Here is a 15,147-nt window from a genome sequence, read left to right on the forward strand (position 1 = left end):
AGAGTTAATCCATCGGGATGGCGATCCCGGTAGAGTATGTTGATGTTATAAATGTAGAAAAAGGCGAGTGCCATTGCAAAGCGCTTGCGCTATGAAATGGCCGAGCCGTACTCCATGCGCTACATAGTAGCGCCATGTAGAAAAAGGCGAACGGCCACTTGCAGTCTTAAAAAAAGAAAGGCGGCTTCTGTGAGAAACCGCCTTTCGTGGGACCTCCGGGACTTGAACCCGGAACCCGCGGGTTATGAGTCCGCTGCTCTAACCAATTGAGCTAAAGTCCCGATAATGGGCCAAATATAGTCTTTTTTCGGAAAAAATGTTGTATTAAAGGCCAAGTTCGCCGAAAATGAGCAGGTATTTGGAAATGGTCCTGCACCATTCGTAGTGGAATCCGCTGTAGGCGTTTACCACGCACTTGTCCCAGTCTTGTACTTCGGTCTTGTAGACGTGCACGGCGTCTTTTGCACAACGTAACATCTGGTGCGGGGCGTTGGCGTCGTCGACCAGGAATGCGTTTGCTTCGCCTGCAGTTTCGAGCGAATAGTTGGTGAGCATCGTCGAAACGCCTACGTTGCGGCCTGTGACAGGGAGCGTGCCAGCGGCCATCGCCTTGAGGATGATGGACGAAGACGGTTCACGGAGATTGGCGGCGAACAGGGCGTCGGAACCGGCGAGAGTGTCGCGGAGAATCTGCGTGTTGTCGTCGTCGCATTCAAGGTCCTGAACGCACATGACGTCGGGGTACTGCTGTGCGAAGTCCCTGTAGTAGTTCCATTCGTTGTCCAAAGACGAAATGCCCACGATGATGAAAATGTCGAGGCGCGCGATGTCCGAAAGAATCGTGGCGAGTGTTTCGGAGGTGTTGCCAGCTTCTTCGTCGAGGTGCACGTAGAGAACCATCTTGCCATCGAAGTCTACGCCCAGATTCTGCTGCAGTCGGGCGCGGGCCTTGGCCTTGGCTTCTTTGATGGGGAGGTTTTCTTGAATGTTGAAGTCCCAAACCTGGTAGCTCACACCGAACTGCACGCCGATCAGCTTGTCTGCGTTACGGTTCAGGAATCCACTGATTCCGCCGGGGAGGTTGGTGTTGAGCATGGCGTCGCGGTAGCCGGGCGAGGGGAACAGAACCTTAGTGGCATACAGGATGCCCACTTTCAAAAGGCTGACTTTACCCCAGAATTCGTAGCCGTCCATATTGTAGTCCTTGCGCGGAAGACCGATCTTTTCGATTTCGCTTGCAGGAATATGGAAGTCGTAGGTGATGTTATGGACGGTAAAGAAGAACGGAATCCTACCTGCAAAATCCTTGTAGGTAGTTTTGGCGAGCGCGCCTGCGAGGGCGCCACCCCATTCGTGGCCCAGAATGGCGTCGCATTCAAAATGTGTTTCTTTGGCGTAGGCGAGAGCGGCCGAGGCGAGGAATGCGAACCGGATGTGGTTGTCTGCGTACGGGGCGCTTTGCGGCGGACTGTAAACGTAGGGTCTGCCGAAATATTCCTCATTGTAAATATATGTGTGCAGAGGGTCCTTGTCGGATACCCAGATCTCGTAGGGCTTGTTCTGGAGCTTTTCGACACCGCTATAGACGCAGTGGTAGCTGCCCACGTCGACCATCAGGTTCTTGAAGAACGGCGAGCAGGTAAGCACCTTGGTACCGGCGCTTGCGAAAGCGTCGGTCATGCGGTTGACCGCGGTTGCCAGAGGGCTGGTCTTGCGCCAATTTCCGGCTTCGGGGCTTACGACGAGGATGTCCATTCCTGCTCAATACTCCAAATAAAAATTTACTTATAGATAAAGTTTAACATAAATTTATTTAATTATTTTTATAAAGTATAATCCCGGGGAAAGAATTCTCGGGAAAAAAGGTATTATTACTAAACAAAATCACTCAGCTGAAGGAAAATCAAATGAAAAAACTCTTTATTGCCTCTCTGGCTGCTGCCGTCGCATTCACGATGGTCGGCTGTAAGGGTACTAACGAAAAGCGCGGTGACGAACACCTTAAGGAAGGTCGTTATCGCAACGCTATCAATTCTTACCTCGAGGCTAAGAAGAAGGGTAGCATGTCCGATGAATTCTATGATAACTTCACGCTTGCTTTGGTCCGTGCTGCTGAAACCGAAGCCAAGAAGGACTTGAACAGCGATCTTATCAACGGATACTTCGACAAGGCTTCCGTGAACATGGCTGAAGTCCAGAATGCAGACGTTATCCAGGAATATGTGACGACGCTTGCCAACATCGGTAAGATGCAGGCCTCTCAGGAAGGTATGGATTACGGTACCATCGTGAACGCTTTCGCTAAGATCGATACCGCCTTGGTGACTGCAAAGGCCAAGGGGGCTGGCGAAGCTGCTGTGAAGGCTATCCGTACCGAAGCTGAAAACGCTTACGTTGCAAGAAACCTCTCCGAAGCCGTGGGCGAATCTGACCCGGTGGTGAGCGAATACCAGATTATGAAGATTGCCGAAATGGCACCGGAAAATGCTGACGTGAAGGCCGCTCTGAACAAGAGCCGTAAGGGCACTCGCGGTTACTTCCTGATCTTCGGTGAACAGATTGGCGAACCGGTGAGCCGCCGCGTTGACAAGTGGGGCTACGTGATGGCTATGCCGACCCTCAAGATTGCTCCGGGCTCTCTCTCTGCAGAACTCCAGTTCTGGGCTTCTACGGGTAACAACACTGAACTCGACCCCTCCAAGATCAAGCTCGTTTCTACCACTGGCGAAGAAGTCTTTGCTAAGGGTAACAGCGGCTGGTGCGAAGCTGAAGTGCTCGTAGGCAAGAAGGGTCAGGAAAAGATCGAAAAGAAGAAGCAGAGCTTCAAGGGCAAGGGCAAGCTGATGAACGAATTCCAGTGCTCTGTGAACGTGAGCTTCTCTTACGCCAAGTCCTTCGTGCCGGACTACATCGAATACAAGGATGAATTCGGTATCGGCCGTAAGTACCTCGGTCAGTAAGAGACCGCTCGGCTCTATCGCATACATGAAAATGTGATATCGCCTCGGTACCACCTAAAGGTGGCCATGCCCACGTAAGTGCTAAAGCACTAAGTGGTCAAAGGTCGCGAACGCCCCCGGTTAACACCCGGGGGCTTTTTCGCTCACGTAGAAATTGCAGGACTCTATTGCGTAATAGATTCTTGTTTGTGGGAAAATAAATAGAGGCTAGTTTCAGGCTGAGTTTAGGCCGACTGTGAGATTTGTAACGAACGAGCCAGGCGTTACGGGCTGGCGCTTGAAGCCCGTTAGAAGGGGTCGTGTAAGCCCGGTGCCTAATGTTTTAGGCAGGAAGGGATGTTTTTGGCGAACGAGCCCCGGTTCACTGAACAAAGTTCAGTGGCCCGGCTAGCGAGTGAGTGAAAACATCGCGACGGCTGTGTTAAATGCTAGGGCTGAAGCGAGGGGAAATCTTTCCCCTTCATACAAAAAGAGCCGAGCTTGTCGCCCGGCTTTTAATCGTTGTAAGATCGACTTAAAAACTAGCCTTGCCGCTCAAACCGAGGGAGAACCTGGCCTTGCCGAACGGGGTGTCGTCGTTGTGCTTGCCGGTGAAGTTGTAACCGTACCAGATAACGATTTCGGTGTTCATGGTGGGGTAGAGGTAGTGGTTCATACCCAGGAACTGGAAGTCGTCACCGTGAGTTTCCTTGTCCGGATCGTGGTATTCGTAAGAAACACCCAGGGTGTACTTCTTATGAATGTTGAAGCTCGGTTCGACGGCGAAGAGCATCTGGTCTTCGGTCATGAGCTGCGGTTCCGTTTCGTAATCCTTGTCGACGATAGCGTAGAAGAACGTGGCGCCCAAGTTGAAAATGGCGTAGTTCATGCTGGGTTCGAGCAAGAAGGAGTGTGTGCCCTTGCCCTTGTAAGGATGCAGGCCCCAAACGGCGTAGATGCCGTAGTTGAACTTTTCGAAGCTCTTGGAGTAATCGACTTCGGTACCGAGCACGTAGGTGTAAGGACGGTTGATTTCAGAACCGAACACCCAGTCGAGGCTCGGCTTGATGATCAAGTGTTCGTCAGTATGGTTCAAGAGCGGGAACGCATAGGTGAGGAACATGGAGAGCGTGTGGTCGGTGTCGTCAGAAGCGCCCAAGTAGAAAGCTCCTGTGCCGTACTTTTCGTTGCCGACTTCGGCGCCGAAACCGCGGAGGCTTTCTTCGCGGGTAATGACGGCGTAGCGGGAAACATCACGCCAGAAATAGTAGTTGAAAGCGCCTGCGCTGTAGGTCATGTCACCGAAAATGAGGGTGACTTGGTGGCTCACGTCCCAGCGGAACTGGACGCCGTCAAAGTCGAAGGAATTGTAGCGGCCTTCCGAACCCATGGCGGTGGAACGGGCGAGACCGTGGCGGACTTCGGATTCCTGAAGGTCACCATTCTGGTCGACAAAAGTACTATGCGTGGTTCCCATGACGACGACAGAGATGTTTTCGTCGAGGTGGGCGTGCAGGGCGAGGTCAATGTCCTGGTTTCCTGCGTTCGTGGGGTCAAAATCGCGGTCAAAATAGCTGGCATAGTCCATATTCACATCGCCGTGGACTTCAATGTCTGCAGCGAGCGCCAAGGTGGCGGCGGAGGAAATTACCAGTGGCATGATCAATTTGCGCATATCAGTTTCCAATATGATTTGAAATTTCTTGTGCAAAGATAGAAATATCTAGGCAAAAAAGCCAAATACAGCTTGTGCGATTTTTGTAAATTTGCCCATATTCCTGTTAATGAGGTTCCTAGATGTTCGATCGCATTAGGCTAATTAGGCTGTTTGTAATTATAGTGGCGCTTGCTGCGAATTGCGTTTTCGCTTTATCCGCCGACGAGGCCATGGAAAAATCCAAGGCTTGGTTCAAGTCGGGTAAGGCGTGGAACCTTGATTTTAGAGTGCAGGTGTTTTATGCGGATTCTCCGGATATAGCCTCGCAGAACGGAAAGCTTTTGGTGGCCGAAGGGGATCGCTTTGTGTTGGATATGGCTGGTATCAAGTTCTATAGCGATGGCGAAAGCCTGTGGCAGCACAATGTGGAACAGAAACAGGTGCTGATCAAGTCGGTCGAAGATCTGTCGAGCTCGTTGCACCCTTCTGAACTTTTGTTCAAGTACCTGAACTGCAGGGCAAAAGAGATTTCGGAAGGCGAATTCAACAAGCAGAAAATGTGGGTGCTGAAACTGGACCCTTCCAAGTACAAGGGACAGTTTACGCAGATGGAAGTCTGGCTTTCGAAAAAGGATTTTTCGCCCAAGCGCCTGTACACGGTTGACCCTTCCGGCAACGGCTCGTGGTATAATATTGTGAACCTTTCGGTGGTCAAGTCCTGGAAGCCTGAAGACTTTAAGTACAAGCCGGTGAAAGGCGTAGACGAAATTGACATGCGGTAATTTATGAATAGACTGTTCAAGAAATACGTGAATGCCTTGGCGCTTGTCTTTACCTTTGTTGGGGGAGCGTTTGCGGCTGAAACTTTGTTTAGCAATGGTGCGCTGAACGTAAGCGAAACGGGAAAAACGGGAACGCTGTGGGTGTTTTCCCGTGGCGATATTTATAGCGGCGTGACGCTGTTGGAACTTAAAGTGGGTTCAAACGGCGTGCAGGTGGTGGAATCTCGTCAGGACCAGATGACGGATTCGGTAACTGCGACGCAGAATGGCATTTTTAGAGACGTTCTTGCGGAACACCGTAGGACGCCTTCGATTTATGCAGGCAAGATTGGCTATGTGCTGCCGATGTTTGGCCTGGACGATGATGGCGAATATTTGCAGCCGACGGGAATTTTGAGAGTGGGCGGAATTGACAATATTTATGAAATTCCGCTAGAAGTGCCCGAAGCATTGACTGATTTGGATACGGCTATGTACTATGCCGTGAGCGGCTTTGCGTATGATTCTTCCAAGAAGCAACTTTGGATGGCCCGCGGTGCAGCTGGTCTTGGCTTGTACGATGCGTCTGGTAATAAAGTAAAGCATGGCTTGTATCAGTTGAACCTGAAAACGAATGCGCTTGATTCGGCAAAGTCGAATTACAAGTGGGAAGACAAGAAAAATCCGCGCATTTTTGATGTCAAGCAGCATCCGGAAACGGGTGACATTTGGATGGCAACATCTAAGGGGCTTTGGAAACGTAGCGCTGACGGCAAGGTGGCCAAGGTGTCTACGGCGCTTGATACGAGTGCCCGCGTGACAGGACTTTGGATGGGTGGCGACCCGCTGACGATTGTTGCCGAAACCTCGCGCATGGAAAAGGAGTCGATGAAGGGCGCCTTGTGGGTTCTCCGCGAAGGGGACAAGGATTTTGCGAAAGCCGTTTTCTTGGATACGGCCGGCAAGAAACAGAAGAAGGATATTTACGATGAAGGCGACTATACCGTGAGCGATGTAGCCTTTATCGGCAATACGGCCTTTGTGGCTGTTGCCGTTTCGGGCGGTGACGTGAGCGGATATTTTAAACTGGATTCTGCCGGAATTCGCGCTTGGGATGTGGATGACGACGGAAAGAGCGAATGGCTTTATGGCTATGCGACCGGTGCAATTGACCGCGATTTCCGCATAACCTCGATTTGTTCGTTCCCGTTGGCCAAGAATGTGACTGGCCTTGCACTTGCAACCTACGGCAACGGTATTTCTGTTTCGGCGGATTCGGGCAAGACTTGGACTCCGATTTTGAACCGCGCCAAACTCGGAAACGATCTCGGTTCTGTACGCATGGTGCCGTCGGTGATTACGGCGGGCGACCAGTCGCTTGTCTCTTACAAGGTGGGCAAGGATTCCAAGATTACGATTGATGTGTTTAGCTATGATATGCGTAAGATTCGCACGATTGTAAAGAGTGCCCCGCGTGGAGCGGATGCTTCGCGCAGTACGAACCCGAAGGAAGACTTCTGGGATGGTAAGGATAAGGCGGGCAGGCCCTGCACCATGGGCGTGTACTATGTGCGCGTCAAGGATAACCACGGCCATGTGGGCTGGGGCAAGGTGATGACCTTGGGAGGGCACAAGTAATGAAGAAGATTTTATCTGTTGTGCTGGTCCTGATGCTTACGGGTGCTGCGTTTGCCGGCAAAAAGGCGACGCTGGGTAGCTTTGACGGCTTTGTGGAACGTATGGGCGCGGGTACGCGCGAACTGGGCCGTGGTAACACGGGCTCTGCAGATACGGCGTCGATGCCTGCGGCTTACTGGAACCCGGCTATTCTTGGCTTTAGGGAACACTTGAGCTATAACCTGAACGCTGAAAAGCGCGACCTGGACCGAATGGGCGGCTCGCTTGGCCTGGAAGGCCCGGTGGGTAGGCGCATGGGCATTGGCTTTGCCATGCTTTACCGCGGAGACTTGAACTTCGACGTGATTAACGAAGACGATGAAACCATGGGTACGGCAACGCCTTACTTTACCATGATGTATTTGGGCCTTGCTTACCGTGCCACGCGTCGCGATGCATTCGGCTTGTCGTTCTCGATGAGCTACGACAACATGGACATTTCGGAATACTACGATGGGGTTGCCGAAGTGGTCGATGATTACCGCAGTCCGGTGACGGTGAACCTGAGCTGGATTCGACAGTGGAATGAAAAATGGTCGACGTCCGTGGTGATTCGCAACCTGAGCTTTAGCAAAAACTTGTCTGCCAGATGGAGTAAGAATACCAGTACTGACAACTCTGTAGAGAGTACCGAGGGTGTGCGCCCGAAGGTGCTGCAGATTGGTGTGGGTTACCGTTCAAAGATTGCGGGCTTACCCGTGCACGCTTGGATGGAAGCGCTGGATTACCAGGTGGCCGACACGCTCCTGGCCTTTGACCCCGATTTGCATGTATGGACGGGGCGTGTGGGCTTTGAATGCGAAGTGATTCCGGACGGCACGCTCCGTGTGGGTATGGATGACCTGGACTGGACGGTGGGTGCCGGCTACAAGTTCATGATTCGCATTGGCAAGAAGAAGTTCCCCTTCGATGTGAACTACGCCCTGATTTATGAAACGGAAGCGGGAATTTGGACTCCGCTTAGCTTTGGCCTGCGGGGCTATATTCCGTGATTTCAAAGATCTATATAGACGGCGTACGCAGCTTGTCTGGCTTTGAACAAGAGTTTGGACCGGGAATCACTGTGGTTCACGGACCAAACGGTTGTGGTAAGACGTCTATATTGGAATCGGTGCACCTGCTTGCGCAAGGGTTTTCGTTTAGGGCCCGCGATTTAAAGGAAATGATTGCCTGGAACGGCGACGAATTGATTTTGCGCGCCGTTTTTGATGATGCAGGCCGTGAAACGAAGCGCGCCATTCGCGTGGGCCGCCGTAGCACAGATGTGCGCGAAAACGGTGAAAGCCTTAAGTCTCCGACAGCATTCTTTGGTAACATTCCGGCTGTGGTGATGCAGCCTTCGGACATTGAACTTTTGCGTGGGGCACCCGAAGTGCGCAGGCACTGGCTCGATGAAATTCTCTGTTACCGCTCGCAGGCAAATGCCGCGGTGCTCAAGCGTTACCGCCGCATATTGCAACAGCGAAACCAATGGCTGCGCCAATACAAGCGCGAAGGCTTTGCTACCGGTGGCGATGAACTGTTGGCGGTTCTTACGGAACAGCTGGTAGACTTGGGTGCCAAACTCTGGGCCGCCCGCATTGAACTTTCTAAAGAAATCTCGCCGATTATTACCGGCTATTACCGCAAGCTTTCGGGCGGGGTAGATGAAATCACCTGTGCCTACAAGAGTTCGATTCTTAAGGAATTGGATGCTCTCGATGGCGCGGAATTTTTGGACGATTCCGAACTTGACAAGGCCGCGATGGCTGCCGATAAAGGCTCGCTCTATATCGCGTCGGAATCGGGAGCTTCTGAAGACGGCTCGGTCGATGAAAATGCCTTGCGCGAGGCTTACCGCCGTAAGCTCGCCGGTTTGGAATTTGCCGAGAAGATTCAGGGGATTACATTGTCTGGCCCGCATAAAGATGACTTGGGCGTGTGCATTGGCGATTCTGAAATGCGCACTTGCGGATCGCAAGGCCAGTGCCGCTGTGCTGCGGTCGCCATGCGTTTTGCCGCGGTCGATGTGGCGACTCGTTACCTGAGTAAACCGATACTTTTGCTGGATGATATTTTTGCGGAGCTCGATGTGAACCGCCGCGATGCGGTGGCATCGCTTATTCGCGAAAAGGCATGCCAGGTGATTATTGCGACTCCGCAGCTAGAAGAATTGCCGTTTAAGGCCGAAGCGGAAATTGAACTTGGTCATAAATAAAAAGCCCCGCGCTTGAGTGCGGAGCATTTTTCTTGAAAATCGTTTTGCTTACTTTTTCAGCAAGTCACGGATTTCGGTGAGAAGCTTTTCTTCGGCGCTCGGTTCAGGAGGTGCCGGAGGTGCTGCCGGGGCTTCTTCTTCTTTCTTACGCATGTTCTGCATGAAGCCGAGGAACTTCTTCATGACGATGAACACCACGATGGCGACAATGAGGAAGTCGATGATGCCGCCAATGAAGCTTCCGTAAGGAATGGTCACGCCTTCGGCCGTCGTGAATGCGAGAGCCTTGAGGCCTTCGCCAGCATCCTTGCCGCCGCCCATGGCGATAATGGCGGTAACGCTCGGCATAACGATGTCGTTAACGAAGGAGGTGACGATTTTGCCGAATGCACCACCGATGATCACACCGATAGCCATATCGACGATGTTACCCTTGAACGCGAAGGCTTTGAATTCTTCGAGCAGGGACGATGCTTTACCTTTGATTCCCATATTGGATCCTTTTGTTAAAGTTAAGATAAAAATATGTTTAAAATATCGCTTTGGCAAGAGGGTTTTCTAAATTTTGCACGCTATGTCATGGTTCGTTTTAGCTTTACTTTCGGCATTCTTTTTGGGGTGTTATGATCTTGCCAAGAAAAAGTCGGTGCAGGACAATGCGGTCCGTGTGACACTGTTCTTTTGCAGCGCTTTTTACGCCCTCTTTATGAGCCCGCTCCTTTTGACGGGCCATTGCGAAAGCTTACCCTTGCAAAGCCACATTTACCTGTTCGGCAAGGCGGCCATTGTTGGCGGTAGCTGGATTTTGACCTATAACGCTCTTGCGCACTTGCCGCTGAGTATTGCAACGACGATTCGCGCGTTAGCGCCAGTGTTTACGATTTTTATTGCAGTGACATTTATGGGCGAGCGCCCGTTTGCGCTCCAGTGGATAGGTGTTGCCATTTGTATCTGCTCTTATGTGGGCTTAAGCCTTGCGGGTCGTAAAGAAATGGGGCATTTCTTTAGCAACGGCTGGGTGATATGCATGGTGTTAGGTACGCTCTTGGCGGCGTGCAGTGGCGTGTATGACAAGTTTATTCTGCAGCGCATGAACTTTGACCCGCTTACGGTTCAGGTGTGGTTCAGCATTTACATGGCTCTCTGGCAGTTTGCCATTTGCGCGGTCACGTGGTTCCCGACGCGCCACAAAACGACTCCCTTTAAATTCCGCTGGTCCATGGTCTTGGTGGCGGTACTCCTGATTGTGGCGGACCGCTGCTATTTTGTGGCAGTGAGTGACCCTGACGCCTTGATTTCGATTATTACGGTGTTCCGCCGCTCTAGCGTGCTGATTTCGTTCTTTGCTGGTTTACTACTTTTCAAGGAACGCAAGAGCAAGATGAAGTTTGTTGCCTTGCTAGGCGTGATTCTGGGTATTTGCTTGATTGCGCTTGGAAAATAAAGTCTTGGTTTGATGATGATTGGAATTACAGGAACAATTGGTGCGGGAAAGTCGCTTGTCGGTCGCATTTTGCGCGACCGTAAAATCCGCGTGATTGATGCGGATGTGGCTGTGCATCACTTGTACCGTGACGACAAGAATCTGCGGGCGGCGATTGCCAAGGAATTCGGCGAGGATATGTTGACCGAAAAAGGCATTAGCCGGAGCCGTATGGCCGATTTGGTCTTTAAGGATGCTTCTGCCAGAGGGCGCCTAGAGGCGCTTGTTTACCCGGTGCTTACGCAGTATCTGCTCCGTGCAAATCCGGCGTTTGTAGAGGCAGCCTTGTTCGAAAACGTGCCGGATTTAGTGGCCAAGCTTGATGAAATCTGGGTGGTGAGTGCTGCCCGCGATGTCCGCAAGAATCGCTTGGTTGAAAACCGAGGCTTTAGCGAAGCGGATGCAGAGCGCCGTATTGAATTGCAGTCGGCGAAAGATAGCGAAGGAGAATGGCGTAAGCTATTTCCGGGCAAGAAAATTCGTTTTATTGACAACTCTGGCGACGAAGCGCAATTGCAGAATGCAATTAAAAATATATTGTAAAAAAAATGAATTTGCGTTAGCAAATTCGAATCAGTGTGACAAAAAAGATTCTTGAGTATGAAACAAATGCAGCATCAAATGATGCTGCATTCGTTTTGTATTGGGTGGGATTGGGAGGTTCTTGTTTCAGTTAGCGGACTTTTTTGCCGCTGATGCTGAAGTAACTCTTGATTCCGTTTCGGTTGGTGTATTCTACCTGAACCTTCTTGCCGCGGAGCACAAGACGCTTGCTGCTTGCTTGCGGAGCAATCTTGATGTTATTGCGGGCGGCCGGAATAGAGGTGAGTTCGTACTTGGCTGCGACAGGAGCCTTGATGTCGTAGGACTTGCCTGTGGAAGCAATTGCCTGGAGACTGCCGATTACGAAGGCGAAGGGAGCGTTCCAGTTGATTGCGACTTCGTTGGTGGCGTAGCTGCAAGAGTTGTCGTAGTAGGATTTTGCGACGGCGTTGGCGTCGGTGTAGCTTTTTGCGCAGTCGGTTGCAGAGGCGTTCGGACCACCGGCAATCATTCCCGGAACAGGAGCTTCGATGCTGTCTGCTTGACTCGGGCGGTGGTGAGGATTCATGGTCGGGTTGACGCCATAGCCAGTGAGGTAAGACCTGTCAAGCGGATTGCGACCCAAAATGTAGTCCACAATGCCTCGGGCGGCGTTCAGGTACTTTTCGTCCTTTGTCAAGATGTAGGCGTGAATGAGGACCATGCCCTTGTTGGCTGCAATTCCGTTGGAACCCCAGTTGAAGTCGCTCTTATCGAGAGCAACGCCGTAGCCGTTGTTTTCGAGGCTATTGACATATTTATCTGCCATCGTGGTGATGATGGCGGTGGCGGAATCGACCTTTTCGGCATCAAAGACATCGGGGTTGGTGGCGATGGTGAAAACGCCGAGCATATAGTTGTTCTGCCAGCTTTGGAGAGCGGCCTTCTTGTTGTTGATGGGGAGAGCCTTGACTTCGTTGATTACGGAGGTGTCGCCACTGACGCGGTACATTTCGATACTTGCCCAAAGTCTAGAAGCCCATTCGACAGAACCGGTGTAAGAACCTGTGCTCACGTCACGTGGCTGTTCGTAAATATCGTAGGGGTGAGTCAATGCCCAATTGCGAGCCTTTTGGGCGGCGTCAATGCACTTCTGGGCGAATTCAGGATCGTAGGGCTTGTAAATTTCAGAGGCGAGTGCTACAACACCTGCAAAGTCCCAGGAAGCTTCGATGCCTTTACCGATAGCAAAGCGCTGGGCGGTTGCCTTGGCGGGCATGATGGTGCCGGCGAACTGCTTGGTGGTGAGCTTGTGGAACACACCGCCGTCATCGTCCTGCATAGTAAGCATCCAGTCCAGATTCCAACGGATTTCGTCCAGAAGGTCGGGAATTTCGTTGTTGCTTTCGGGAATGTTCAGCTTGAGGGTGTCGTAGTATTCCTTGTTCTGCTGGTAAAGCTGAAGGAGTGTGTAGGTAGAAATGCCGGAGTTCACGATGTACTTGCCGTAGTCGCCAGCATCGTACCAACCCTTGGCACCGTTAAAGGTTGCTTCGGTATCGGTCTTGCCGGTGGAGGGGTGGTACTTGACGGCGGTATCCGGGTGGCCTGCGGCGCGGGCGTAAATGCCTGCGTATTCTTCTTCGAGGGCGGTTGAGGCGCGCTGGAAATAGAAGAATTTGATAGAGGCCTTTCCGGCTTCTTCGAGGGCCTTGTCGCCAATGGTAATGGGGTGGCCGATGGGTTCGTCATCGATATAGGCTTGGTACTTGCCTTCGGTTTCGATTTCAGAGAAATCGACCAAGGAGGCGGCGGTATCGCCTGCAGGAATCCAGACTTGGGCCTCGGGGGCAGTCACTTTTAAGACTTCGGTGCCACTAGAGGTCTTGAAAACGATTTCTTTGCCTTCGGCGCCAACAACGGCCATTTGCTTTTGACCCTTGGTCAAAAAACCGACCTGGTTGTGGTAGGCCGTGGCAGCGAAGAGGCTACTTGCGCTCAGTGCCGTAATCGCAAGCATTGGGGGAAGAATTTTTCTGAACTCCATAATAACATCCTTGTTTGTTGTCTATAAATCTAGACCATTTGAAGAATAGTAGGTAGGGGGCGGAGGGTAGAAAGTGGTTACGGCTGAAAACTAATGAGAGACGCGAAAATGTTATATTTGCGTCGTGATTTATGAGCTCCGTATAGAAAAGATGGTGCAAGGCGGCGAAGGAATGGCCCGCCTGCCCGATGGACGCGTGTGTTTTGTGCAAGGTGCGCTTGCGGGCGAACTTTGTCAAGTGGAAATCTTGCAGAATAAGAAGGATTTTACGCGGGGTCGGGTGATTAAAATCACGGAAAAGAGTGCCGACCGCGCGGAGCCGAGATGCCCGCTTTATGGCAAGTGCGGCGGGTGCAGCTTGCAACATTTGGAAAGTTCAGCACAGGCCGCTTGCTCGGCGCTTGTGGAACGCGAAAACTTCAGACGAATTGCCCGCATTGAATTGCCGGAAGATTTCAAGATCCATACGGGGCCTGCATGGGGCTATAGAAATCGTGCCCGAGTGGTAATCGCCCGCGCTAAAAGTGGAAAAGTCAGCTACGGATTTCGCATGCAAAAGAGCAACGGAATTATTCCGTTTGCAAACTGCCCGGTGTTGACGCCTGCGCTCAATGAATTCTTGAAACAGAACGCTTCGCGGATCTATGAAGAATTTGTTTGTAATTCCAAACGCCCGCCCAAGAATTTTGAATTGGATGTGAATGTATTTGATAACGGAGCTGGCAAGGTCAGTTATTATTACAAGGGAATGCCTTCTGCCGACTTTGAAAAGAATTCCGTGAGTATCGTTGAAATTGCGGGCAAGAAAATCCGCTCGGATGCCTCGGTGTTTTTCCAGAGCAATTTGGCGCTTTTGCCGGAACTTGTGACTGCTGTGCAGAATGCAGTTGACGAAGGCATTGCAAGTGGCGAAGCGAGTGATGCCTGGCTCATAGACTTGTTCAGCGGAGTCGGATTCTTTGCTGCGATTCTGAAGGACAAGTTTAAAAAGGTGACGACCGTAGAACGTGACGATGGCTGCTTGACGCATGCCCGTGTGAATTTAAACGGGGGCGTTACGGGGGTGTCCCCCGTCCCCATTAACATAGAGAATGTGTCTGCCCCCGCAGAAGATTGGCTTGCCGAAAACGTGGTGGATGTTCCTGCAACCTTGATTGTAGACCCTCCGCGGACAGGACTTCCGCCGACTGCGCTAGAGGCCATTGCCAAAAGCTCCGTGAACCGCCTGATTTACGTTTCTTGCGACCCGGTGACGCTTGCGAGGGACTTTGCCAAGTTCCGGGATGCCGGTTTTGCCCTGAAAAAGGCCGAAGGTTTCGCTTTTTACCCCCAGACACCCCATTTAGAAATGTTGTTTGTGCTTTCGAGATAGCCGACAAACTAGTATTTTACTAGTTTAAAAGTGCATACAAGGAGGCATGTATGAAAAAATGGTTCGTTGCATTCATGGCGGCGATGGCTAGCCTGTTTGCAGGATGTTCGGTTGAGGAAACCGCTATCGTATGCGGAAGAGAATGGAACCCGGCCCTTGATGTCGTGGCCGATACCATGAGCGAGTTCGAAATGAGGGACCCGCTGATTGTCCAGTTCCGCTACGGAAAGAGCTTTGACTTTTCAATGCTCAAGACGACCTTCTACGAAGGCACGATTGCCCACAAGGGCGAAAAGATTTGGGACCACGAAGTGGCCGTTAGTGACAAACAGTGGGTTTATACGCTGCAGGGCAAGTCTCGCCATCATATGGGCGTGATGACCGCCCGTGAACTATGTCGCAAAAAAGAACCGGGCCCGGTTGTCATTGAAGTCAGTGGCGATGGCAAGGTGCTTTTGTCCAAACAGATTCTACTTACTAAAAATCGGTAAT

At 51.5% G+C, this 15,147-nt stretch carries 13 protein-coding genes and 1 tRNA gene; 9 read left to right on the forward strand and 5 right to left on the reverse strand.

The genetic code is table 11. The features are described 5' to 3' along the window. Positions 1–207: 207 nt before the first annotated feature. Positions 208–281 (reverse strand) — tRNA-Ile (locus tag QZN53_RS00955). Positions 282–324: 43 nt separating this feature from the next. After that, positions 325–1,755: a glycogen synthase gene (locus QZN53_RS00960; protein ID WP_163436813.1), complete on the reverse strand. Its 1,431-nt coding sequence runs from the start codon at positions 1,753–1,755 to the stop codon at positions 325–327. 152 nt (positions 1,756–1,907) lie between these two features. Here QZN53_RS00960 and QZN53_RS00965 point away from each other — a divergent pair, with 152 nt between their 5' ends. Continuing rightward, positions 1,908–2,960, forward strand: coding sequence for a hypothetical protein (locus QZN53_RS00965; protein ID WP_163436815.1), 1,053 nt, complete (start codon positions 1,908–1,910; stop codon positions 2,958–2,960). A gap of 514 nt (positions 2,961–3,474) precedes the next feature. Here QZN53_RS00965 and QZN53_RS00970 read toward each other — a convergent pair. Continuing rightward, the gene (locus QZN53_RS00970) at positions 3,475–4,614 is read right to left on the reverse strand and encodes a hypothetical protein (protein ID WP_163436817.1); all 1,140 of its coding nucleotides are present in this window, start codon (positions 4,612–4,614) and stop codon (positions 3,475–3,477) included. Positions 4,615–4,826: 212 nt separating this feature from the next. On the opposite strand from QZN53_RS00970, the gene QZN53_RS00975 reads away from it, so the two are divergent. Genes QZN53_RS00975 through QZN53_RS00990 form a run of 4 tightly spaced genes read left to right on the forward strand, consistent with a single transcriptional unit; the run spans position 4,827 to position 9,231 of the window. Continuing rightward, on the forward strand, positions 4,827–5,378 hold the full coding sequence (locus QZN53_RS00975) for an outer membrane lipoprotein carrier protein LolA (protein ID WP_294650946.1): 552 nt from the start codon (positions 4,827–4,829) through the stop codon (positions 5,376–5,378). Between the two features lie 3 nt (positions 5,379–5,381). After that, the gene (locus QZN53_RS00980) at positions 5,382–6,995 is read left to right on the forward strand and encodes a hypothetical protein (protein WP_163436821.1); all 1,614 of its coding nucleotides are present in this window, start codon (positions 5,382–5,384) and stop codon (positions 6,993–6,995) included. Continuing rightward, positions 6,995–8,026 carry a hypothetical protein gene (locus QZN53_RS00985; RefSeq protein WP_163436822.1) on the forward strand — a complete coding sequence of 344 codons (1,032 nt, stop codon included), beginning with the start codon at positions 6,995–6,997 and terminating at the stop codon, positions 8,024–8,026. Before QZN53_RS00980 ends, QZN53_RS00985 begins: the two co-directional genes overlap by 1 nt. After that, entirely contained in the window at positions 8,023–9,231 is a 1,209-nt protein-coding gene (locus QZN53_RS00990) for a DNA replication/repair protein RecF (protein WP_163436824.1), read from the forward strand. Before QZN53_RS00985 ends, QZN53_RS00990 begins: the two co-directional genes overlap by 4 nt. 48 nt (positions 9,232–9,279) lie before the next feature. Here the strand turns inward: QZN53_RS00990 and mscL are convergent, their stop codons facing one another. Further along, a complete protein-coding gene (gene mscL, locus QZN53_RS00995; RefSeq protein WP_163436826.1) occupies positions 9,280–9,723 on the reverse strand; it encodes a large-conductance mechanosensitive channel protein MscL in 444 nt (147 codons plus the stop codon). 82 nt (positions 9,724–9,805) lie between these two features. On the opposite strand from mscL, the gene QZN53_RS01000 reads away from it, so the two are divergent. Both QZN53_RS01000 and coaE read left to right on the forward strand, forming a co-directional pair. Further along, on the forward strand, positions 9,806–10,675 hold the full coding sequence (locus QZN53_RS01000) for a DMT family transporter (protein ID WP_163436828.1): 870 nt from the start codon (positions 9,806–9,808) through the stop codon (positions 10,673–10,675). Positions 10,676–10,687: 12 nt separating this feature from the next. Next, positions 10,688–11,257 carry a dephospho-CoA kinase gene (gene coaE, locus QZN53_RS01005; protein WP_294650952.1) on the forward strand — a complete coding sequence of 190 codons (570 nt, stop codon included), beginning with the start codon at positions 10,688–10,690 and terminating at the stop codon, positions 11,255–11,257. A 130-nt stretch (positions 11,258–11,387) separates the two neighbouring features. Here coaE and QZN53_RS01010 read toward each other — a convergent pair whose 3' ends face one another. Beyond that, a complete protein-coding gene (locus tag QZN53_RS01010; protein WP_163436831.1) occupies positions 11,388–13,283 on the reverse strand; it encodes a glycoside hydrolase family 9 protein in 1,896 nt (631 codons plus the stop codon). Positions 13,284–13,407: 124 nt separating this feature from the next. On the opposite strand from QZN53_RS01010, the gene QZN53_RS01015 reads away from it, so the two are divergent. Then, entirely contained in the window at positions 13,408–14,655 is a 1,248-nt protein-coding gene (locus QZN53_RS01015) for a class I SAM-dependent RNA methyltransferase (protein ID WP_294650955.1), read from the forward strand. Positions 14,656–14,705: 50 nt separating this feature from the next. Beyond that, complete coding sequence (locus QZN53_RS01020) at positions 14,706–15,146, forward strand: hypothetical protein (protein ID WP_163436832.1); 441 nt, start codon at positions 14,706–14,708, stop codon at positions 15,144–15,146. The last annotated feature ends 1 nt before the right edge of the window (position 15,147 follow it).

Origin of the sequence: uncultured Fibrobacter sp. (assembly GCF_900316465.1) — a bacterium.
Taxonomy (GTDB): Bacteria; Fibrobacterota; Fibrobacteria; order Fibrobacterales; family Fibrobacteraceae; genus Fibrobacter.